The organism is Bacillus sp. Je.9.29.b (assembly GCF_051129925.1).
GTDB lineage: Bacteria > Bacillota > Bacilli > Bacillales > Bacillaceae > Bacillus > Bacillus safensis.
In genome coordinates this window covers 122033-142202 of sequence record NZ_JBCPSO010000006.1, presented here as the reverse complement: position 1 = coordinate 142202, position 20170 = coordinate 122033, and the positions used below count along the sequence as shown (strand labels likewise).

Annotated in this window: 22 protein-coding genes and 1 riboswitch; of the genes, 15 read left to right on the top strand and 7 right to left on the bottom strand. The window is 39.7% G+C overall.

Going from position 1 to position 20170, the window contains the following annotated elements; all coding sequences use genetic code 11:
* Positions 1–23: 23 nt before the first annotated feature.
* A riboswitch (purine riboswitch) is annotated at positions 24–123 on the top strand.
* Between the two features lie 117 nt (positions 124–240).
* Together xpt and pbuX are read left to right on the top strand one after the other, a co-directional pair.
* The gene (xpt, locus tag AAZR19_RS13635; protein ID WP_395893876.1) at positions 241–825 is read left to right on the top strand and encodes a xanthine phosphoribosyltransferase; all 585 of its coding nucleotides are present in this window, start codon (positions 241–243) and stop codon (positions 823–825) included.
* Positions 822–2141, top strand: coding sequence for a xanthine permease PbuX (gene pbuX / locus AAZR19_RS13630; RefSeq protein WP_087975882.1), 1320 nt, complete (start codon positions 822–824; stop codon positions 2139–2141). Before xpt ends, pbuX begins: the two co-directional genes overlap by 4 nt.
* Positions 2142–2330: 189 nt before the next feature.
* On the opposite strand, the gene AAZR19_RS13625 is transcribed toward pbuX, so the two are convergent.
* Positions 2331–3185: a polysaccharide deacetylase family protein gene (locus AAZR19_RS13625; RefSeq protein ID WP_041109569.1), complete on the bottom strand. Its 855-nt coding sequence runs from the start codon at positions 3183–3185 to the stop codon at positions 2331–2333.
* Positions 3186–3859: 674 nt separating this feature from the next.
* Here AAZR19_RS13625 and AAZR19_RS13620 point away from each other — a divergent pair.
* The 7 genes from AAZR19_RS13620 (at position 3860) to AAZR19_RS13590 (ending at position 11664) form a co-directional block, all read left to right on the top strand.
* Positions 3860–4366 (top strand): GrpB family protein, encoded by a 507-nt coding sequence (locus AAZR19_RS13620; RefSeq protein ID WP_041109567.1) that lies wholly within the window; start codon positions 3860–3862, stop codon positions 4364–4366.
* A gap of 318 nt (positions 4367–4684) precedes the next feature.
* Complete coding sequence (locus AAZR19_RS13615) at positions 4685–5785, top strand: type III polyketide synthase (RefSeq protein ID WP_434703503.1); 1101 nt, start codon at positions 4685–4687, stop codon at positions 5783–5785.
* A complete protein-coding gene (locus AAZR19_RS13610; RefSeq protein ID WP_434703501.1) occupies positions 5782–6291 on the top strand; it encodes an isoprenylcysteine carboxyl methyltransferase family protein in 510 nt (169 codons plus the stop codon). The genes AAZR19_RS13615 and AAZR19_RS13610 overlap by 4 nt, the downstream gene beginning before the upstream one ends.
* 64 nt (positions 6292–6355) lie before the next feature.
* Positions 6356–6463, top strand: coding sequence for a Fur-regulated basic protein FbpC (fbpC, locus tag AAZR19_RS13605; RefSeq protein WP_306299200.1), 108 nt, complete (start codon positions 6356–6358; stop codon positions 6461–6463).
* Positions 6464–6596: 133 nt separating this feature from the next.
* Positions 6597–10193, top strand: a complete 3597-nt coding sequence (locus AAZR19_RS13600) for a dynamin family protein (RefSeq protein WP_434703499.1) — start codon at positions 6597–6599, stop codon at positions 10191–10193.
* A gap of 41 nt (positions 10194–10234) precedes the next feature.
* A complete protein-coding gene (locus AAZR19_RS13595) occupies positions 10235–10498 on the top strand; it encodes a YpbS family protein (protein WP_041109561.1) in 264 nt (87 codons plus the stop codon).
* A 278-nt stretch (positions 10499–10776) separates the two neighbouring features.
* Positions 10777–11664, top strand: coding sequence for a 5'-3' exonuclease (locus tag AAZR19_RS13590; protein ID WP_024428128.1), 888 nt, complete (start codon positions 10777–10779; stop codon positions 11662–11664).
* 19 nt (positions 11665–11683) lie between these two features.
* On the opposite strand, the gene AAZR19_RS13585 is transcribed toward AAZR19_RS13590, so the two are convergent.
* Genes AAZR19_RS13585 through AAZR19_RS13575 form a run of 3 tightly spaced genes read right to left on the bottom strand, consistent with a single transcriptional unit; the run spans position 11684 to position 12938 of the window.
* Positions 11684–11809 carry a hypothetical protein gene (locus tag AAZR19_RS13585; RefSeq protein WP_003215584.1) on the bottom strand — a complete coding sequence of 42 codons (126 nt, stop codon included), beginning with the start codon at positions 11807–11809 and terminating at the stop codon, positions 11684–11686.
* Between the two features lie 42 nt (positions 11810–11851).
* Positions 11852–12247, bottom strand: coding sequence for a reverse transcriptase-like protein (locus tag AAZR19_RS13580; RefSeq protein WP_041109559.1), 396 nt, complete (start codon positions 12245–12247; stop codon positions 11852–11854).
* A 1-nt stretch (position 12248) separates the two neighbouring features.
* A complete protein-coding gene (locus AAZR19_RS13575; protein WP_024422750.1) occupies positions 12249–12938 on the bottom strand; it encodes a queuosine precursor transporter in 690 nt (229 codons plus the stop codon).
* Between the two features lie 94 nt (positions 12939–13032).
* Between AAZR19_RS13575 and AAZR19_RS13570 the strand changes: the two genes are divergently transcribed.
* The 3 genes from AAZR19_RS13570 to AAZR19_RS13560 all read left to right on the top strand — a co-directional run bounded on the left by AAZR19_RS13570 (position 13033) and on the right by AAZR19_RS13560 (position 14243).
* Positions 13033–13704 carry a ribonuclease H family protein gene (locus tag AAZR19_RS13570; RefSeq protein WP_041109557.1) on the top strand — a complete coding sequence of 224 codons (672 nt, stop codon included), beginning with the start codon at positions 13033–13035 and terminating at the stop codon, positions 13702–13704.
* Between the two features lies 1 nt (position 13705).
* Positions 13706–13888 carry a zinc-finger domain-containing protein gene (locus AAZR19_RS13565; RefSeq protein WP_024422748.1) on the top strand — a complete coding sequence of 61 codons (183 nt, stop codon included), beginning with the start codon at positions 13706–13708 and terminating at the stop codon, positions 13886–13888.
* A 172-nt stretch (positions 13889–14060) separates the two neighbouring features.
* Positions 14061–14243, top strand: a complete 183-nt coding sequence (locus AAZR19_RS13560) for a hypothetical protein (protein WP_008346368.1) — start codon at positions 14061–14063, stop codon at positions 14241–14243.
* Between the two features lie 51 nt (positions 14244–14294).
* On the opposite strand, the gene cspD is transcribed toward AAZR19_RS13560, so the two are convergent.
* Positions 14295–14495: a cold-shock protein CspD gene (cspD, locus tag AAZR19_RS13555; RefSeq protein WP_024422747.1), complete on the bottom strand. Its 201-nt coding sequence runs from the start codon at positions 14493–14495 to the stop codon at positions 14295–14297.
* Positions 14496–14756: 261 nt separating this feature from the next.
* Between cspD and AAZR19_RS13550 the strand changes: the two genes are divergently transcribed.
* Positions 14757–15458 (top strand): AIM24 family protein, encoded by a 702-nt coding sequence (locus AAZR19_RS13550; protein ID WP_024422745.1) that lies wholly within the window; start codon positions 14757–14759, stop codon positions 15456–15458.
* Positions 15459–15491: 33 nt separating this feature from the next.
* Here AAZR19_RS13550 and AAZR19_RS13545 read toward each other — a convergent pair whose 3' ends face one another.
* The gene (locus AAZR19_RS13545; RefSeq protein ID WP_041109555.1) at positions 15492–16643 is read right to left on the bottom strand and encodes a diglucosyl diacylglycerol synthase; all 1152 of its coding nucleotides are present in this window, start codon (positions 16641–16643) and stop codon (positions 15492–15494) included.
* A gap of 228 nt (positions 16644–16871) precedes the next feature.
* On the bottom strand, positions 16872–17780 hold the full coding sequence (metA, locus tag AAZR19_RS13540; protein WP_024428133.1) for a homoserine O-acetyltransferase MetA: 909 nt from the start codon (positions 17778–17780) through the stop codon (positions 16872–16874).
* Positions 17781–17919: 139 nt separating this feature from the next.
* On the opposite strand from metA, the gene AAZR19_RS13535 reads away from it, so the two are divergent.
* Both AAZR19_RS13535 and AAZR19_RS13530 read left to right on the top strand, forming a co-directional pair.
* Positions 17920–19602, top strand: a complete 1683-nt coding sequence (locus AAZR19_RS13535) for a formate--tetrahydrofolate ligase (protein ID WP_076841086.1) — start codon at positions 17920–17922, stop codon at positions 19600–19602.
* Between the two features lie 74 nt (positions 19603–19676).
* Positions 19677–20159 carry a glutathione peroxidase gene (locus AAZR19_RS13530; protein ID WP_041109551.1) on the top strand — a complete coding sequence of 161 codons (483 nt, stop codon included), beginning with the start codon at positions 19677–19679 and terminating at the stop codon, positions 20157–20159.
* Positions 20160–20170: the final 11 nt, after the last annotated feature.

The window sequence follows — 20170 nt, the reverse complement described above, 5'->3', positions numbered from 1 at the left end:
TCCAAGCGTCTGAAATCTTGTTATAATTTGAACACTATAACACTCATATAATCGCGTGATGATGGCACGCAAGTTTCTACCGGACACCGATAAGGTCCGACTATGAGTGAGCAAAATGAAACAGCTCTTGTTTGAGCTGAAGATCCGTTGATCGTTTTCGCATTGCTTGCTCCTCATGGACAGCAATGCTTTTTTTATGCCAAAAATTGAATGTTTGCCAATATGCTAGGGGGAAGAATGATGGAATTGTTACGTCAAAAAATTGAGAACGAAGGAATCGTTCTGTCAAATCAAGTGTTAAAGGTAGATGCTTTTTTAAATCATCAAATTGATCCTGTGTTAATGCATGAGATCGGGCAAGAGTTTGCTAGATTATTTAAGCAGGATGGCATTACAAAAATCATCACAATTGAATCTTCTGGCATCGCACCTGCTGTGATGGCTGGGCTTGCTCTTCAAGTACCTGTTGTGTTTGCAAGAAAACGTCAATCACTCACATTAACGGATAACCTGTTAACAGCTAGTGTGTACTCTTTTACAAAAAAAGTAGAAAGCACGATTGCTGTTTCAAATACGCATCTGAGTGAAAATGATTGTGTGTTAATCATCGATGACTTTTTAGCGAATGGTGAAGCTGCGAAAGGGCTTGCTGCGATTGCAAAGCAGGCGAAGGCGAAAGTAGCCGGAATTGGCATTGTCATTGAAAAATCATTCCAGCCTGGAAGAAATGCGCTTGTGCAAATGGGCTACCGCGTTGAGTCTCTTGCACGTATTGAATCACTTGAGGAAGGGAAAGTCACGTTTGTACGGGAGGTACAATCATGAGTGCCGCTAAAAAAGCCAAAACGCTCTCACTGGGTATTCAGCATGTACTGGCAATGTATGCAGGTGCTGTTCTTGTACCGCTCATTGTTGGAGATGCGCTCGGGCTCACGCCTGCACAGCTGACTTACTTAATCTCTGCGGATATTTTCATGTGCGGGGCTGCCACATTGCTTCAAGTATGGAAAAACCGCTTCTTTGGGATCGGTCTGCCTGTTGTATTAGGCTGTACATTTACTGCGGTTTCGCCGATGATTGCGATTGGCTCTAAGTATGGAATTTCGTCTATCTATGGAAGTATTATCGCTTCAGGATGTATTATTATTCTTCTTTCATTTTTCTTTGGAAAGCTTGTGAAATTTTTCCCGCCTGTTGTCACAGGTTCTGTCGTCACCATTATTGGTATCACCCTCATTCCTGTAGCGATGAACAATATGGCAGGAGGAGAAGGAAGTGCAGACTATGGTTCTTTTGAAAATCTAGGACTCGCTTTCCTTGTACTGTTTATCATTGTACTGCTCTATCGATTCACGAAAGGATTTATGAAGGCGATCGCCATTTTAATCGGTATTCTTCTTGGGACAGCAGTTGCTGCGTTTATGGGGAAAGTGGAAACAGCTGAGGTGGCAAACGCTCAGGTTTTCCGTATGATTGAGCCATTTTATTTTGGGATGCCGACCTTTGAATTTGCACCGATCATGACCATGACGTTAGTTGCGATTGTGTCATTAGTTGAATCAACAGGCGTTTATTTCGCATTAGGTGATTTAACAAACCGGTCATTAAAAGAGAAGGATTTGGCCAAAGGCTATCGGGCAGAGGGGATTGCTGTGTTATTAGGCGGAATCTTTAATGCTTTTCCGTACACAGCCTACTCGCAAAACGTTGGATTGATCCAGTTAACAGGCGTCAAGAAAAACCAAGTCATTGTTGTAACAGGAGCATTGCTCATGTTATTTGGTCTTTTTCCTAAGATCGCTGCCTTTACGACGATTATTCCAAAGTCAGTCCTTGGCGGTGCAATGGTTGCCATGTTTGGCATGGTCATTGCATACGGTATTAAAATGCTCTCGCGCGTGGACTTTGCAAAGCAGGAGAACTTGCTGATCGTTGCTTGCTCCGTGGGAATCGGCTTAGGAGTTACTGTCGTACCGCAAATGTTTGAGCATCTGCCAGATTCGATTAAATTATTAACAAGTAATGGAATTGTGGCCGGAAGCTTTACCGCTATTTTGCTTCATATTATTTATCACATGATTCCATTTAAAAAAGAAGCCGGGCATGACCTGGTAGAAGAACCTAAGCAATCTGTTATGTAAACCCCTCTCTTGGAGAGGGGTTCAGATTATGGACAAAGAGCTAAAATGACTTATTTTAGCTCTTTGTCTTCTTTTTAGCTTGATAAAAAACCTTTGAAGTTCTAGAATCCTAGGAAGGAGCGTGTGAGGGTTTGTCTACAGGCTGAAAGCCCGCATCTTTTGGATACGGGCTTTTTGTGATTAGTGCTATTAATGTTGTACCGGTGGCATTGTTTCGTTAATGACTGCAAATGTATAGCCCCTTGCTTTTAGTTGTGTAATCAGGCTATCTAAATAGTTCGTGGTAGAGGGTTGATCATGCATTAAAATCACTTTTGGTTCCCATGGTTTATTTATCTCAAACATTTGCAGTTGATTCAACACCTCTGGAACATATTGTGAGTTTTTATATCTCCAGTCAAGGCTATCAATCGTCCAATCCCAGTAAATAAAGCCATTTTGGATTAAACGTACTTTTTGATGATATGTTAAATTTGGAACACTGCCATAGGGGGTTCTTACAAGACGGCTGTAGACGCCTGTAACAGAGGCAAGAATACGCTGAGCTTCTCTCATTTCATTTGCGGGAGACTCGCTGTTCTGATAAAAGAGGTTTATATCATGCGTCATGCCATGAAGACCTAATTGATGTCCTTCTTGATAAAGTCTTTTCACAGCTGATTGGTGTGCTTGGATTTGCGGTCCAAGCATGAAGAATGTTGCCTTCACGTGATGTGCTTTTAATACATTTAACAGCTGATTTGATGTAGCAGAAGGACCATCATCAAATGTTAAAAAGACCGTTTTATTCGTTGCCTGTTGGTTTGGATTGGTCTTAAAATGTGTATCCAATGTTCTTGTAGACTGATCTTTTGCTTTCAGACTGATGCTTGTGTCACGGAGGTCACTGCTAGCAACATTTTTTGCTTGCCCATTTGTCGCCTGCAAATGGGGTTTAGACATATCCCAGATAAAAAAGAGAAACAGTGTAAGAAGCACTAAACCAATTATCTTCGAGAGAAGTATCGTGTTGTAGGGTGTCTGTTTTTTGGACACCTTTTTCATTACAATCACTCCAGTCAATTAAATTTTGTGCCGAATCATGTAGTAGATTCTGTCTTTTTTCACTGTTTTTCATGGTGTTCATATTGATTAAGTATACAGGAAAAAAACACCTTTTCATATATAATAATCAAATAAATTAGCATTTTATGGTTATTTCTTTGTGTTGATCAGAATAAAAGGTGACCCATTCATGTTTAAATGAAATAATTCTGAATAATGATCGAAACGTTGATATTTATACGCTAAGATAGCAACAGTTTTAACCATTAATGCGAAGTGAAGGGAGATTCCGTGTGTTGTAAAATGACGATTTCATTGAAAAAAGGATGCTCATGTGGATATTGGAGATAGAGGCTATCAATCGCGAAATACATAGAGAAAAGCTCTTACCCCTACAAAATAAAGAAGAAACAAAAGAAATCAAAGTCAGTACAACTGAATCAGTGATTGGCTACTATGTAAAAGGTGAACGTGAAAACTCATTTCTTTAGATATAAAATAAGATGAGAGTGAATTGTTAAGAATCGTATTGAATGACATCAACCAGGAAATAGATCTAAACGAATAGGATTATTATTGAAATCTGTCTGCTCTCTACAAATGAGACCTATGATAAATTTGGTTTATTAAAATTTTCCAAATGGACGTTGAAATTAAAAAGGTGGGATAAGCAAATGCTTGGATTACCAAGAGGGGAAGTCTTTTTAGTCCCTTGGTCTATTGAGTGGACAAAAGAATTTGAAAGAGAAAAGCGCAAGATAATAGGTGATATTGGTCAATACATAATCAATGTACACCATATTGGAAGTACAGCAGTAAAAGGTTTAAGTGCTAAGCCAATTATTGATATTGCAATTGAAATAGATCATTTTTTTGATGGAGAAAAATGTGTAGTAGCTTTGGAAGGACTCGGTTACTCATATAAAGGAACAAATGTATTACCTGAAAGACACTACTTTAATAAAGGAGAACCAAGAACACATCAAATCCATATGTACCAAAGAGACAATAAGTTTTTACTTGAACAGTTAAATTTCAGAGATTACTTGAGCAATAACGAGCAAGCTAGAAGTGAATACCAACAGCTTAAACTCAAATTGTCAAGTTTACATGAAAATGACAAACACAAATACGCAGATGAAAAAACTGATTTTATTAAGTCAATCCTTGAAAAGATTTAGGCGAAGCTTTGCGCTTTAGGTGTACGTAAGAGAGGTCATTCATAGTGGGACTCCCAATTAACGGAGTCCTTTTCTTTTTTCATTAAATCAACATAATTCTTGTACAGTATGCATAAAAAAAGCAGGTTCGCTTGGCTTAGAACGAACCTGTGAAGGAGGAAAACTACATCATGTTTTCACCTATATTATCCAATATTTATCAATTGTCGTCAAGACAAAAAGTTAGCCGGAGGAAAATATTTTGACTGAATTGTGACGTTTTGGCATGTATATCCTTTTTTCGATAGGGGATATTAATCGAAAAAAGAGGTGAAGCCGATGGCATACATTCTTTCTGTTGGAACGAGTCTGCCAAAACATCATGTGGATCAGAAAAAGGCGGCTGATTTTGCTAGATCCCAATTTAAACGATCGTTTAAAGATATCGACCGGCTGCTGAGAGCTTTTCAAAACGGAGAAATCGAGAGCAGACAGTTTGTGCAGCCAATTGAATGGTATCAGACGCACCACTCTTTTGAGGAGAAAAACAATCTCTATTTGGAAAAAGCATTGGCTCATGCAAAAGAAGCGGTCATACACTGTCTTCATGAGAAGGCGTTCCTGAAAAAGCCGATTCCGTTTGAAGAGATTGATGCATTGTTTTTTATTTCAAGCACCGGACTTTCGACACCAAGTCTTGATGCAAAACTGATGAATGTTCTTCCTTTTTCGCCTTATACGAAACGAGTACCGATCTGGGGATTAGGGTGCGGAGGCGGAGCGGCAGGGTTGTCCCGGGCTTACGAGTACATAAGGGCATTTCCAGAAGCAAAGGTGCTGGTTGTCGCCTGTGAACTGTGCAGTTTAACTTTCCAGCCGCAAGATCAATCAAAAAGCAATTTAATCGGGACATCTTTGTTCGGAGACGGGACAGCAGCGGTACTCTTAACTGGAGAAAAAGGTGTATCAGAATATACCCATCTAAAAACAGTCCCTAAAGTGATTGGTACACAATCCGTCACAATGAAAGAGTCTGAGGATGTGATGGGCTGGGAATTTACAAGTGACGGCTTTCGGGTTATTTTCTCCCGTGACATTCCTTCCATTATTTCCGGATGGTTAAAAGAGCAGGTTGATCAATTTTTAGAGCAGCAAGGGTATTCGGCAGAAGATCTATCAGTTTTTCTTGCTCATCCTGGAGGAAAAAAAGTGATTGACGCCTATATTGAAAGTCTATCCTTACAAGAGGATCAACTTTTTTCATCAAAAGAAGTACTTAAACAACACGGGAATATGTCCTCTGCCACAGTTATGTATGTGATCAAACATTATCTTGAACATCAATCCGCTGAAGCGGGAGATATGGGTCTTTGCGGAGCACTTGGTCCGGGCTTTTCCTCAGAGCTGCTGATGATGAAATGGGAGGAGGTCTTGTCATGATCATTTGGCTCGTCATTGGTTTTTTCGTTTGTCAGCGGCTTATTGAAATGCTTGTGGCTAAAAGAAATGAAAAGAAAGTAAAAGCGATCGGTGCCATTGAATTTGGTGCAAGTCATTATCCTTATATGGTCGCTATGCATGCGGGCTTTTTTCTCTCACTTATGGTTGAGGTATGGGGGTTAAACAGGCCGCCGTCACGCTATTTTATTGTGCTGCTCGTTTTCCTGCTGGCCACACAGGTGATTCGATACTGGGCATTATGTTCTCTTGGGACGTATTGGAATACAAAGATTTTAGTTGTACCAAATGCGATGATGGTGAAAAAAGGACCTTATCGCTGGTTAAAGCATCCTAACTATGTCGTGGTGGCGATTGAGCTTATGCTGATCCCGCTTTTATTTAATGCTTATTTTACCACCATTTTGTTCACATGTTTAAATGCATGGATGATGGCTGTGAGAATTCAAACAGAAGAGAAAGCGCTCAATCAGTATTTGTTAAATTAATATTGAAAATCATTATCAATTGTGATACACTTTCATTATTGATAAGCATTCTCAATCACGAAGGATGGACGGTGATCACATGACAATGGTTTTCTTACTCGGTACGGTCTGTGTATACAGCCTATTAATTGGCTTCGTATTAAAAGGTGTTTCTAAAAAATCTGCTTCCTGATCGCAGTCAATTGCGACTGATCGGGCAGCAGATTTTTTTTATTTCCTTAGATTAGAAGAAAAATCTCTTCATTTTGTGTAAAATGGTATCACATACATAACTGACTTTTCTAAAAACAAAGGGGTTTATCGTCATGAAAGACTTGTCTATTCGAGATTCGCTCGTTCAAACTACAGGTGCTTTATATCAAAGCCTTCTCAAAAGGGATGATCATGAACGCGCAGCCAAACTTGCATCGATTATCAAAAAGGAAGCAGAAGAAGAAGTGTATATCGCATTTACCGGCCACTATTCAGCTGGAAAGTCATCACTTGTGAATCATCTGCTTCATGATCACATCCTGCCAACGAGTCCAATTCCAACAAGTGCAAACTTGGTCGTCGTGAGGAAAGGGGAGAGTGAAGTGAAGCTTCACACCTCAGATGGCCGTTTTGCAAAAATGAGCGGTTCTTATGATAAAGAAGCAGTTCAGCGTTTTTGTAAGGATGGAGAACAGATTGAAATGGTGGAAATTAGCGGGGACTATAGAGGACTGGAAGAAAAGGTGGCAGTGATTGATACGCCCGGAATTGATTCAACGGATCATGCTCACTTTTTATCTGCTGCGTCTATTCTTCACCAAGCAGATGCTCTTTTTTATGTCGTTCATTACAACCATGTTCATTCGGAGGAAAACATTCGTTTCATTCGCTCCATTAAAGAGAAAGTGCCAAATCTTTATTTCATCGTCAATCAAGTCGATCGACATGATGAACATGAGACAGCGTTTGAAGACTACAAAAATCAAGTAGTTGATATGCTTCAAAAAGAAGGCATTGAAGAAGAACATCTATACTTTACATCTGTGACTGATGAGTCGCATCCAAGAAACGAAATGATTCGTTTAATCGAGAAACTGCAAGAATTACAAACATTGCCGAAAGCATCGCTTCGGGCCTATACCGAGCAGAAAATAGAGCATGTTTTAAAAGAACATATTGACTCATTAAAAGAAGAGCTGCAGGAAGAGGATCTTAATTTACAGCTTCAAGAAAAAAGAAAAGAAGTGAAGGAACTTGAAGCGAGAAGCAGCTTCATTGAAAATGGAGCAAAACAGTTAGAAGATGAAGTGTCTTCTGAAGTCGAGAACATTTTAAAAAATGCAAATCTAACCCCATTTAAAATGAGGGAGCTCGCAAGTGATTATATTGAATCGAAAGCACCTGGCTTTAAGGTAGGTCTGCTGTTCGCTAAAAATAAAACCGAGCAGGAAAAAGAAAAGCGGGCGAATGAGTTCTTAGCAGATGTCAAAGCAAGAATGAAAGCAGAAGTAGACTGGCATATTGCTGAGCTGCTCAAAAAAGAAGTCAAGAAGCATCAGCTTGGTGAAAAATTATTAAATCAAGTGATGGCGTTTGAAACGCCTGTAGAAGAATCACTGCTTGAAAACGTGATCCATCACGGTGCGACATTTTCAAATGAATACGTTTTGCAATATGCAAAAGATGCTGGTGAAGCACTGAAAAGACAGACGAAACAGAAAGCAATACCATTGATTGAACAAATGACCGAGATGCTGAAAACCCAGCTCCTGAATGAAAAGGGAAAGCAGCAAGATAAATGGGCTCAGGCAGCACAGGAGCTCCAAGCGCTTGAGCGATGCATGGAAAAAAATGATCAAATCAGAAAAGATATTGAGCATGTCTGGGATATATGGCAAAACGGAACAAATGAGCAGATCGAAGAAGATTGGTTTTATGTGAAAAAACATCGGATGCAGCATGACGAGCTAAATCAGAATCAAACATCAACTCATACGGAAGAAAGCGAAAAAGAAAATCAGCAGCAGACAGAGCTTGATCAAATGAGACAATCACAGCATATCCCGACAGCACAGTCGATTGCCCAGTTTGAGCAGCTTTCTCAAATTTTAATGCCATTAAACACGCTTGGGTCTCAAAGAAAGTCCTTTGAAAAAAGAACAAAGCGGCTGCAAGCGAAGGAATTTACACTCGCCTTATTCGGTGCTTTTAGTTCGGGGAAATCTTCGTTTGCCAACGCCCTTGTTGGGAGAAAGGTGCTGCCATCATCTCCTACACCAACGACGGCCACGATCAATAAGCTGACGCGGCCGACAGAAGACCATCCGCATGAAAGTGTGAAAGTAGTGTTCAAAACCGAGCAGGAAATATTAGAGGAGCTCGATCAAATTCTCGGTTATTCTATAACAGAAGAAAAGGGAGATACGTTTCAAGCGAAACTCGAGCGAACACTGAAAAAAAGAGAGCTTGAACAGGATCACCGCATCATTGTTGACCATTTTTTAAACGCTCATGAAAAGTTCCGTGATTCCATTCAAAAACAAACACCGCTCAATGTCACCCTGCAAGAATTAAAGCCATATGTGGCAGAAGAGGCTGTTTCTTGTGTGGTGAAGGAAGTGACGGTCTATTTAAGTACACCTTTAACAGATAAAGGACTGACGATTGTTGATACACCAGGCGCCAGCAGTATGAATAAACGTCACACAGAGATTGCCTTTCAATATATGAAGGACGCTGATGCCCTTCTTTATTTAACTTACTACCAGCATTCTTTCTCAAAAGCAGACCGGTCATTTTTACGTAAACTCGGTCTTGTAAAAGATTCATTTAGCATGGATAAAATGTTTTTTATTATCAATGCAGCTGACCTCGCAAAGGATCAAACAGAGCTTGAAACCGTCTTTGACTATGTGAAAAACGAGCTCACAAAAGAAGGCATCCGGCATCCAAACCTTCATCACGTATCCAGTAAGGAAGAGATCGAAGGAAAGGGACAGTCGCCTTATAACCAGTATGCACAGCTTAGAACACAGCTCGACTATTTTATTGAGGAAGAATTAACGAAAGATGCGATTGAGCTTCTGTATTTTGAAGCTAGTACATTATGTAGAACAGTTGAGAAGCTGCATGAGACGCTGCATCAGTCGGAAGATGAAAAGCAAGCAGAAAAGAAAAAGATAAACACATCCTATGAAGCGATCGTTGATCAAATGAGTCATATTAAACGATCTAAGCTAGTGACAGAAAGTGTGAAAAAGGATTTGCACGAACAGCTTTACCACATTGTTCAGCGCTTGTCACTTTATGCAAATGATCTGTTAAAGACAGCCTTTTATCCTGGAATATCTCAAGGGGACTTCAGACAGGAGTTGAAAAAAGCGCTGGAACAGGCGTTAAAGGATTATGAATTTGAATTTGTACAGGAGATAAAAGCGCTTGATATTCGAATGGAATCGTTTATCACTCAATACTTCAAAGAGGAGTGGGAGAAAGGATTACAGGCTGCGTGTGCAGAAGATCCTTACTTTTCTCTCCGGCTGTCGCCGCCAGATGAGAAAAATGCAGAGCTGAAACAAATTGAAGTGGAAGCGGACCTGATGCCGTTTGAGCCGCTCTTAAAGAAGCAAAAATCAGCGAAAGCTTTCTTTGAACAGAACGGGAAGGCAGCGTTTATTGAAGCGATTCGAGATGTTCTTTTCCAGTTAACGACGAAATGGGCAGATAAAGAAAAAGAAGAACTACAGAGCAGATACGATATGATGGTGAAGACCTTTACTGAAAGATATGAAACAGAAGCGCTCAAGCAGCTGAGTGAACAAAAACAAACATTTATCATGAGCTTGACGACAGATGCGAAAGAGCAGGCGATGATAGAACAAGTATACAAACAAACAAATGAATGGAAGAACCAGTTGAAAACCATTTGATTCATGATAGACTATATAAAAAAGAAAGCAGTTGATAAAAAATGACGAGCGTACACGAAGAGATTTCCGCACATTCACAAAAACAGAATGCTCATATCAAGTCGTTTCTTGCGCTTGAGCAGAAAAGAGAGCAGGCAATAGAGACTGCTGTTTTCAAGTGTGAGCAAAACGAACCATTTACAACTGACGAGATCAATGCGATTACCTCGAAGATGAATGAGCTTGCACGAGGCGGAATTGTTCCTCTGCGTAAGCATGTCACAATTGATATGGTCAGGGAGTATGTCGAACGAAAACAGAAGTAAAGAGTAACTTTCTCTTTTTTTGGTCATCTTAACAAGTGAACCGAGAAAGGGGAATGATGATGGAAAAAAAGCAGCATGCAAAAAAGCAGGATGAGCGTAACCCTAAACAAAAAGAGATGCCGTCCTACGCAGAAGCAGAATCGAAAAAAATGCAATACGGTCAAAAGTAATCCCCAGGTGCCACTTCTTTTCCAAAAGAAGAAGGCGCCTTTTTTATGTCGAATTCTATGTTCTATGATAGAATAGGAGTATTGTTTTGAAAAAGGGAGTTTATAAGAATGAATAAACACGTATTGCTTGTTGATGGCATGGCGCTTCTATTCAGATCGTTTTATGCAACGGCTGTCCATCGAAATTTTATGATAAATGATCACGGTGTCCCGACGAATGGAGTAAATGGCTATTTGAAGCATTTATTAACCGCTGTTCAGACATTTGAGCCAACCCATATTGTTTGCTGCTGGGATATGGGAAGCCAAACATACCGAAATGAATTGTTTCAAGATTATAAAGCAAATCGAGGAGAGGCACCTGTCGAGCTCATTCCGCAATTCGATTTAGCAAAAGAAGCGACAGAAGAACTAGGAATTGTAAACGTTGGTATAAAGGGCTTTGAGGCAGATGATTGTATCGGCACGCTGGCGGCAGTCTATCAGAATGAAGCACGTGTGACTGTCCTAACTGGGGACAGAGATTTGCTGCAGATATTGAATGAACAAGTGACGGTTGCTTTAATGCAAAAAGGAATCGGGAACTATAAACATTATACAAAAGCCTTATTTGAAGAGGAAATGGGTATCTCTCCAAAGGCGCTGATCGATATGAAAGCACTTATGGGGGATTCAAGTGACAATTACCCAGGCGTCAAAGGAATCGGAGAAAAAACAGCATTAAAATTTATTCAAACATATCAAACCATTGACGGATTATTAGAAAATGTTCATGAACTAACGGCTGCGCAGCAAAAGAAAATGCAAGCAGGATTAGAAGATTTGAAGCTTTCCCGTCTATTGGCAGAGATCAAATGTGATGTCCCGCTGAGCTGTCCAATTGATGAGACGAAGGTGAACATCAATCAAGAACGGGCTGCTGCCATGCTGCGATACCATCAAATCAAAGGAATTGAACCGATGGTAAATCGGTTAAGTAAAATAGAGATCAGCTAAGCTAAGCTGATCTCTAAATTCATCTTTTTGTGTTGCTTTTCTTCGCTCTATTTTCGAGCTGAGATAGTGGCTGCTTATCTTTTGTTTGCGCATCACCTTGAGGGGTTGTCCCATTTGTGACACGACCTTTATTTTCTTTATCCAATCAGTATCACCTCATACATTAGCATAACCGAAAAAAAGCGATTCATCCTTTAGAAAGGTGAATCGCTTTTCTAGCGAGCTGATCAGCTACTTGATTTTCCTTGCTTGGAATCCACTTAATGAAAAATAAATCAAACTGGCTTTGAAGCTCGATCATCTCTTTTATAAAATGCTGAAAGGCTGGATTTTTAGCAAATCCTGCATTGGCCGCACGGTCAACTACCTGTGAATCTGTTCGAAACGAAACGGATCGCAGTCCTTTTTCTACGCAGATTTTCATCCCTTCAATGAGAGCGGAAAATTCTGCTTCGTGATTGCTCATTGATCCAAGAGGAATCGAGAAAGATTCTGCCTTTCCATCATATTTAATGAAAATACCGATGCCAGAAGGACCCGGATTACCTGCGCTAGCACCATCAATGTATATTTCAGCTGGCAATTTATTTCACCCTTTCATCAAGCGGAACCATTTTTTTCGCTGCATACGCGTATGGTGTCGCAATCGCGGCGACGATAAATTTAATCACATAAGTCGTGATGAAGATTTCGATCCATACATGAAATGGATAGGTCCCAAGAAAGGCAATCGTTGTGAAGATCAGTGTATCAAGCAGCTGGCTGATCATCGTACTTCCAGCGTTGCGCACCCAGAGCGCACCATCAGAAGGAAATATCCGGCGAATAAACGAATATACATAAACATCTAACATTTGACTGATGATATAAGCAGCAAGACTGCCAAGAGCGACCCTTGGCATAAAGCCAAATATGGTTTCCAGCGATGTTTGAGAAATGTCAGATGGAGCGGGATGGAAAAGTAAAGCCTCCTGCATGACAACGGTTAGTGTTAAAAGGGTGGCAAAACCAATCCAGACAGCTTTTCTCGCTTCATTTTGTCCATATTTTTCATTCAATACGTCCGTTGCAAAGAATACACTGCCGTATAAAATGTTTCCAAGTGTTGCTGTTAAGCCAAACAATTCAACGGTTTTGACCACTTGTAAATTTGCAGCAACCGTCGCAAAGCCAATCCAGACGAAAAGGCCCATCTTGCCAAATCCTTTATAAAATAGAAGAACAATGATAAAATTAATGATCGCAAATAAGATCCAAATACCTTCATTAAACAAGTGACATGAACTTCCTTTCTCATTGTAAAATGTAACTTTTTGATTATAGCATAACGTATGTTTACCTTAAAAGCACGGGAAGGCGATGTGATCAATGAAATTAAGAGCACACTATACAATGAAAGTGAAATCGATTGGGTCCATTGCTTTTTTCCAAGAAGATTGGATGGAGCTAGAAGAGGCCTTGATTTTAGCCAAACATATCGATAAAAAAGAACCACAGTCCCTCCTATCATTTGAAGATGAAAAAGGGGCGATGTGGTCTATTAAAGAACTTGAAAAGCTAAATGAAGAACTAAAGCTTGAACCTGATCAGCTTCAGGTCTATTTTGATGCAAGTTTTCACAAAGAAACAGGCGACTCTGGTCTTGGGGTTGTCGTCTACTATAAGCTCGGAGAAGATGCTTATCGTTTGAGAAAAAATCAGCCCTTCAAAGGAATCACCAATAATGAAGCAGAGTATGCGGCTTTATTTGAGGCAGTCAAAGCTTTAAAAGACCTTGGAGCAAGCAGAAATTCTGTCACGATTAGAGGCGATTCACTTGTTGTCATGAATCAATTAAAAGGAGAATGGCCTTGTTATGATGATATACATAACAAATGGCTCGACCGGATTGAAGAGGCTTTAAAAGAGCTGAGGCTAACGCCAACCTATGAAGTCATCGATCGTAAACAAAATGCAGAAGCGGATCAGCTTGCAAGGCAGATGCTTGCAGACGTTCCAATTGAAAGTAAATTGAAATTAGAAGCAGACGGAGCTGAATAATGTGGATAAAAAAACAGCAGTACAAGAATTGACGGATCTCCAAGACACGTATTGTTCAGATTGTTTGATTAAGAAGCACTTTCGAAAAGAATATGGAAAAAAATACGCCCACTCCTTTTGTATTCAGCAATGCACAGTAGGAGAGAAAATAAAAGAATACGGACAGACGCTGCTTAAAAAGTAAGCGGCTGCCGCCCCGGTTTTCCCTGCTCAAACATCCGCTCATGAAAAAAAACGGATAGAATGTGTAAAAAAAGAACATATTCTGAAAAATGAGCCGATATAACTATAGAAAGTTTTGGTTGAGTTACTTTTTGACTAAGTGACGGATAATAGAGGAAAAGGGGAAGGCCGGCATGGATAATAAGGATTTCGAAACGGTATTACATCGAACATTTCAAGAGGTATACAGCGATCTAGAGCAGCTAGTAGATGTAGCAAAGAAGGGAAGACCTTTTCTCGAAAAAGATATTTCTGAAATTGAACAACGACTGAAACAAAATATTTTAGCCATTGAAATTCAGCTGAAAATCAAATAAGAGAGGCATAAGCCTCTCTTTATTTTGTCGTTTCATCATTGATTTAGTTGATTAAAGTTTTGTTACGTTTGCAGCTTGAGGTCCACGATTACCTTCAACGATTTCAAAAGAAACTTCTTGTCCTTCTTCTAAAGACTTGTAGCCGTCACCTTCGATAGCTGTGAAGTGAACGAATACATCGTCTCCGCCTTCAACTTCAATGAAGCCGAAACCTTTTTCATTATTGAACCATTTTACTTTACCGTTTTGCATATTGCTTTTTCCTCCTAGTACTGTAGCACACCTTTTGGCATACTAAAAAAAATTTTCATCACCTAACGACTTTGCAGTTGTTAAATGATGGTTCCACTATACACCATCAAAAGTAAAGCGTCAAGCAGGCGAGCCAAATTTTGAGCAGAATGTTTGATTTTTTTGTTTTTTGGTGAATAACAGTGAAATATAAAACGTTCTTTTCGGAACCTCACGTGCAGCTTGTCCGTATATAAAAAAAATACAGAAAGAGGTGCAATCATGAATCGTTATACACTTGAAGAATTTGTTCAGAATACGCAGCAAGAAGATAAAGGAGAAGGTGTCTTCGAACTTGAAACATCAAGACTTTTAGAAATTAATTTGACTGACACGATTTGGGCAAAAACGGGTTCCATGGTTTCCTATCGAGGGAAAATCAAATTTGAACGTGAAGGTGTTTTTGAGCACGGCGTCTCAAAAATGTTCAAAAAAATGCTCTCAGGAGAAGGCACCTCACTAATGAAGGCGACAGGTGATGGGAAATTATATGTGGCAGATCAAGGTAAAAAAATCTCGATTCTTCGTTTGGCTCAAGGAGAATCCATTTTTGTGAATGGAAACGATCTGCTCGCGTTTGAACCATCTGTCCGCTGGGATATCAAATTGATGAAAAAAGTGTCTGGCATGCTTGCAGGTGGATTATTTAATGTCAAATTAGAAGGGCCGGGCTTAGTAGCAATCACAAGTCATTATGAGCCGCTGACACTCATTGTTCAGCCGGGTGACTCTGTTTATACAGATCCGAATGCGACTGTTGCGTGGTCAGGGGATTTAAAAACTGAATTTGTGACAGATGTTTCCTTTAAAACTTTTATTGGCAGGGGAAGCGGAGAGTCCATTCAAATGAAGTTTACCGGAAGCGGCTTTGTTGTCGTTCAGCCGTTTGAAGAAGTATACACAACAAATGGAAATCAAGGGTGAAGAAAAAGGTGTCCGTCAATGACGGACACCTTTTTATGATAATGCGCGAGCATAAGTTTTGTTATTCATGATGAGATCTGACTGCTCGACGATATCTTCCAAAATGGTTTGGGAAGATTGTTTTAAGTGCAGTTTTTTCATGTTTTGTTTCATTGTTTCTAATTTTTCTTCATCCTGCAGTAAGCTGGTCACAGATTCTAAAATGTCTTCATGTCTGTTAATGACAATGGCAGCGCCATAATCCTCAAAGAAAAGAGCATTTTCCTTTTCTTGTCCAGGGACAGGCTTGTAAAGAATGACCGGGACACCGATTGCAGTTGCTTCTGTTAAAGTAATGCCGCCTGGTTTTGTAATCATACAATCTGTTACTCTGAACAATTCATCAATTTGTTCCACATATCCAAGCGCCTTCAATTGATCTGGGTGTGCTTGTTCAAGAACGCTAAGCGATTGTTTCAGCGCGGCGTTCTTTCCGCATACAACAACAATTTGTACTTCACTGTCGAGAAGCAGCGCCTCACATAATTCCTTCACATTTTTTAGTACACCGTGAGCACCGGCCATGATGAGAAGAACTTTTTTATCTGATGATAATCCATATTTCTTATAGATCATCGATTTTGGCACGTCTGCTTCAAACTGTGGTCTAATAGGAATACCTGTCACCTTGACATCGCTTGGATGTGTGCCGATTTCCACTAATTTTTGTTTCACATAATCGGTTGCAACATAGTATCGGTCGATGTTTTCATGTACCCAAATCTTATGGAGACAAAAATCTGTCATGACATTAAAAGTCGGAATCACTTTACCTGTTTTGTTTCGGTATTCTGGTACCACAATCATTGGGAATGTAATAATGATGATGTCCGGATTGTGTAACTGAATTAATTCATCGAGACGCTTATTTCCCATTTTTAAATAAATGTTAAATTTGCGTTTATTGTAAATTTTATCTACACCGTAATAAAACAAGCGATAAAATTGTTTCCCAATGGAAAAGCTCTTCAAGTATAAATATTGAGTCACTTCTGACACAATGGGATTCGATTCTTGATACAAATTAGAAACTACAACATGTTCAAACCCTTGGGATTTGCATTCATCATACAGTGTTTTTGCTACCTGCATATGTCCATTTCCATAATTTGCGGTCAAGATTAATATTTTTTTATTGGTATTCAAGAATATTCACCTCAAATGTAATCAACAACAACAAAACTTCGTACGAAAACTATTAATCTCATAGGTCTACATATACATAAAGATAACATATAAACAGTTAGAGCATATCATTCGTTACGAAAGAATTAAACTAATTTTAAAAAACAAACAGATTCAATTGATAATGGAAGACAGAGCCATTTGTATTTTAACACATTTTGACGATTTATCATCAGACCACAGTCTATTTTATTCCCAAACGTATGGTGTTTCTTGATAAACATAATAATTAAGCCAATTCATAAACAATAAGGTTGCATGGGCTTTCCAGCGATTTACTGGAATTAATGTGTCACCATCTTCTATAAAATAGTGGACAGGTTTTTGGACTGTATCATGTTTCAACAAATCTCTTTCATATTCCTGCATCAATGTATCTGTATCATATTCAGGATGTCCAGTTAAAAATACTTGTTTATCATCATCTGAAACAATTAAACAAACACCCGCTTCTTCAGACATACTCAAGACTTTCAAATTCGGCGTGTTTTTTAATTGTTCTGTATTAATATCTGTATGCCTAGAATGTGGGACATAGTATACTTCATCAAAACCTCTGACTAATCTTTCTTTTTTCTCTTTCACAATATGCTCAAATACGCCAAATTTTTTCTCGGGAAGCTTGATTTTTTCAATCCCGTAATGGTGATATAAACCTGCCTGTGCACCCCAGCAAATATGAAGGGTAGACGTCACATTGGTTTTACTCCAGTCCAAAATGTCCTGCAGTTCTTTCCAATAAGAAACTTCTTCAAAAGGTAAGTGCTCGATTGGTGCGCCAGTGATGATCATTCCATCAAATTTTTTATGGCGAATCGATTCAAAGGTCGTATAAAATTCATCTAGATGCTCTCTCGACGTATTCTTCGGTGTATGTGTACTTGGAATCAAAAACGTAAAGTACACTTGTAAAGGAGAATTTCCGAGCATTCTCAGCAGCTGCGTTTCAGTTTGTATTTTTTTTGGCATTAAATTTAAGATCACGATATTCAAAGGACGGATATCTTGCTTGAATGCCCTTGTCTCATCCATGACGAAAATATTTTCGCTCTCTAGTATTTGTTTTGCCGGCAGATGAACTGGTATGTTAATAGGCAACTCGCCACCCCCTGAACCAAAGCTAATTTCACTTCATTATAGGAACTTTCTGGCGATATTTCAATGTTTCAATTATGTTACAATGAAAAATAGAGCAAAAAAGAATGCTGTTTCTGTAAAAAAAGGAGGCCGTTTTGTTATGATCACAAAGCATTTATCAGATATTGACATTGCCCAAAAGGCTAAGCTGAGACCGATTCAAGACATCGCAGCAAAGCTGCAAATACATGACGAAGAATTAGAATGCTATGGTTTCACAAAAGCGAAAATTTCTTTGACTATTTTTGACCGTTTAAAGAAACAAAAAGAAGGACACGTGATTCTTGTCACTTCGATTAACCCTACGCCAGCAGGTGAGGGGAAATCCACCGTAACTGTCGGCCTTGGTCAAGCCTTCGAAAAAATTGGCAAAAAAGCGATCATTGCGATGCGTGAGCCATCATTAGGTCCTACAATGGGGATTAAAGGCGGAGCAGCGGGCGGAGGATATTCACAGGTGCTGCCAATGGAAGAAATCAATCTTCATTTCACAGGAGATTTTCATGCCATTACATCTGCACATAACGCCCTATCTGCATTTATTGATAACCATATCCATCACGGAAATGAACTCGGCATCGACACGCGCCGTATTGTGTGGAAGCGGGTGCTTGATTTAAACGATCGTGCATTAAGACAGGTCGTTGTCGGACTTGGCGGTCAGTTAAATGGGTATCCTAGAGAAGACGGATTTGATATTACAGTGGCTTCTGAAATGATGGCGATCCTCTGTTTAGCAGAAGACTTAAACGACTTAAAAAAACGTCTTTCTTCTATTGTTGTTGCCTATAATCAAGAAGGAGAGCCAGTCACTGTGGGAGCACTTGGATATGAAGGTGTTCTGACGTTACTTTTAAAAGATGCACTCAAACCGAACCTTGTTCAAACGATTGAAGGAACCCCAGCCCTTGTCCATGGCGGTCCTTTTGCTAATATTGCACATGGATGCAATAGTTTAATTGCAACCAAAATGGCAGCAAAATTAGCTGATTATGTCGTAACAGAAGCTGGATTCGGAGCAGATCTTGGAGCAGAAAAGTTCCTGCACATTAAAACAAGAGCTGGTGATTTCAAACCTGGTGCAGTTGTCATTGTGGCGACAGTGAGAGCATTAAAGATGCATGGCGGAATGAAGAAAACCGAACTCAAAGAAGAGAATGCACACGCCGTATTAGAAGGTATACATAATTTAGAAAAGCATATTGAAACCGTGCAAGCTTTTGGTCTTCCATATATCGTCGCGGTAAACCGGTTTATGACGGATACAAAAGAAGAGATTCAAGCGATAGAAGATTGGTGCGGCAAACATGGCCATCCAGTCAAAGCCGTGAATGTATGGGAAGAAGGGGGCGAAGGCGGGACAGCTCTTGCCGAGGAACTAGCGGCACTCATTGAAAAGAAAAAGAACAACTTTACCTATTTGTATGAAGAGAACGATTCCATCGAAGGAAAGTTATCTAAAGTGGCCAAAGTGGTTTACGGGGCAGACGGGGTCACGCTCACAACTAAAGCAAGAAAGCAGCTGGCTGCCATTGAGGAAAACGGCTGGGCTCATTTGCCGGTTTGTATGGCAAAAACACAATATTCTCTTTCGGATGATCCAGCTTTAATCGGCAGACCTAAAGGCTTTACCATTACGATTCGAGAGTTAAAACCATCTGTAGGAGCAGGGTTTATAGTAGCCTTAACCGGAAGCATTTTGACAATGCCTGGCTTACCTAAAAAACCTGCGGCTCTCGAAATGGATTTATTAGAAGACGGCAGTGTGACAGGACTCTTTTAAACGGGAGCATAAAAAGCGATTTTCTAAAAGAAGCATGTTACGATAGGAAAAAGTGAATCCTAGGAGGCTATGAGATGTCAATTTATGATATTCAGGTCAAGACCATTAACGGTCAGGAACAATCGATGGCAGATTATAAAGGAAAAGTGCTCATTATTGTAAATACAGCAAGCAAATGTGGGCTGACTCCTCAATTTAAACAATTACAAGAGCTATATGATCAATATCATGAAAAGGGCCTTGAAATTTTAGGATTTCCGTGTAACCAATTTATGAACCAAGAGCCAGAAGGAGAAGAAGCCATTCAAGAATTCTGTTCTTTGAATTATGGAGTGACCTTCCCTATGTTTGCGAAAGTAGATGTCAATGGCGAAGAGGCGCACCCGCTGTTCAAGCATTTAACAAGTGAAGCGAAAGGTGTGCTTGGGACAAAAACAGTGAAATGGAATTTCACAAAATTTATCGTGGACCAAGACGGAGAAGTTATTGAACGATTCTCGCCGAAAACACCACCAAAAGAATTAGAAAGCTCAATCATTGCTCTGCTTAACAAATAAGATGCTGACAG

What these genes read in the sequence shown, in the direction of transcription:
- AAZR19_RS13535 (WP_076841086.1), top strand. Translation starts at nt 17,920, where the DNA reads ATGATCACAAAGCATTTATCAGATATTGACATTGCCCAAAAGGCTAAG.
- xpt (WP_395893876.1), top strand. Translation starts at nt 241, where the DNA reads ATGGAATTGTTACGTCAAAAAATTGAGAACGAAGGAATCGTTCTGTCA.
- AAZR19_RS13570 (WP_041109557.1), top strand. Translation starts at nt 13,033, where the DNA reads ATGAAATTAAGAGCACACTATACAATGAAAGTGAAATCGATTGGGTCC.
- AAZR19_RS13590 (WP_024428128.1), top strand. Translation starts at nt 10,777, where the DNA reads ATGAATAAACACGTATTGCTTGTTGATGGCATGGCGCTTCTATTCAGA.
- AAZR19_RS13530 (WP_041109551.1), top strand. Translation starts at nt 19,677, where the DNA reads ATGTCAATTTATGATATTCAGGTCAAGACCATTAACGGTCAGGAACAA.
- AAZR19_RS13560 (WP_008346368.1), top strand. Translation starts at nt 14,061, where the DNA reads ATGGATAATAAGGATTTCGAAACGGTATTACATCGAACATTTCAAGAG.
- AAZR19_RS13610 (WP_434703501.1), top strand. Translation starts at nt 5,782, where the DNA reads ATGATCATTTGGCTCGTCATTGGTTTTTTCGTTTGTCAGCGGCTTATT.
- AAZR19_RS13620 (WP_041109567.1), top strand. Translation starts at nt 3,860, where the DNA reads ATGCTTGGATTACCAAGAGGGGAAGTCTTTTTAGTCCCTTGGTCTATT.
- AAZR19_RS13595 (WP_041109561.1), top strand. Translation starts at nt 10,235, where the DNA reads ATGACGAGCGTACACGAAGAGATTTCCGCACATTCACAAAAACAGAAT.
- pbuX (WP_087975882.1), top strand. Translation starts at nt 822, where the DNA reads ATGAGTGCCGCTAAAAAAGCCAAAACGCTCTCACTGGGTATTCAGCAT.
- cspD (WP_024422747.1), bottom strand. Translation starts at nt 14,495, where the DNA reads ATGCAAAACGGTAAAGTAAAATGGTTCAATAATGAAAAAGGTTTCGGC.
- AAZR19_RS13615 (WP_434703503.1), top strand. Translation starts at nt 4,685, where the DNA reads ATGGCATACATTCTTTCTGTTGGAACGAGTCTGCCAAAACATCATGTG.
- fbpC (WP_306299200.1), top strand. Translation starts at nt 6,356, where the DNA reads ATGGACGGTGATCACATGACAATGGTTTTCTTACTCGGTACGGTCTGT.
- AAZR19_RS13550 (WP_024422745.1), top strand. Translation starts at nt 14,757, where the DNA reads ATGAATCGTTATACACTTGAAGAATTTGTTCAGAATACGCAGCAAGAA.
- AAZR19_RS13600 (WP_434703499.1), top strand. Translation starts at nt 6,597, where the DNA reads ATGAAAGACTTGTCTATTCGAGATTCGCTCGTTCAAACTACAGGTGCT.
- AAZR19_RS13625 (WP_041109569.1), bottom strand. Translation starts at nt 3,185, where the DNA reads ATGAAAAAGGTGTCCAAAAAACAGACACCCTACAACACGATACTTCTC.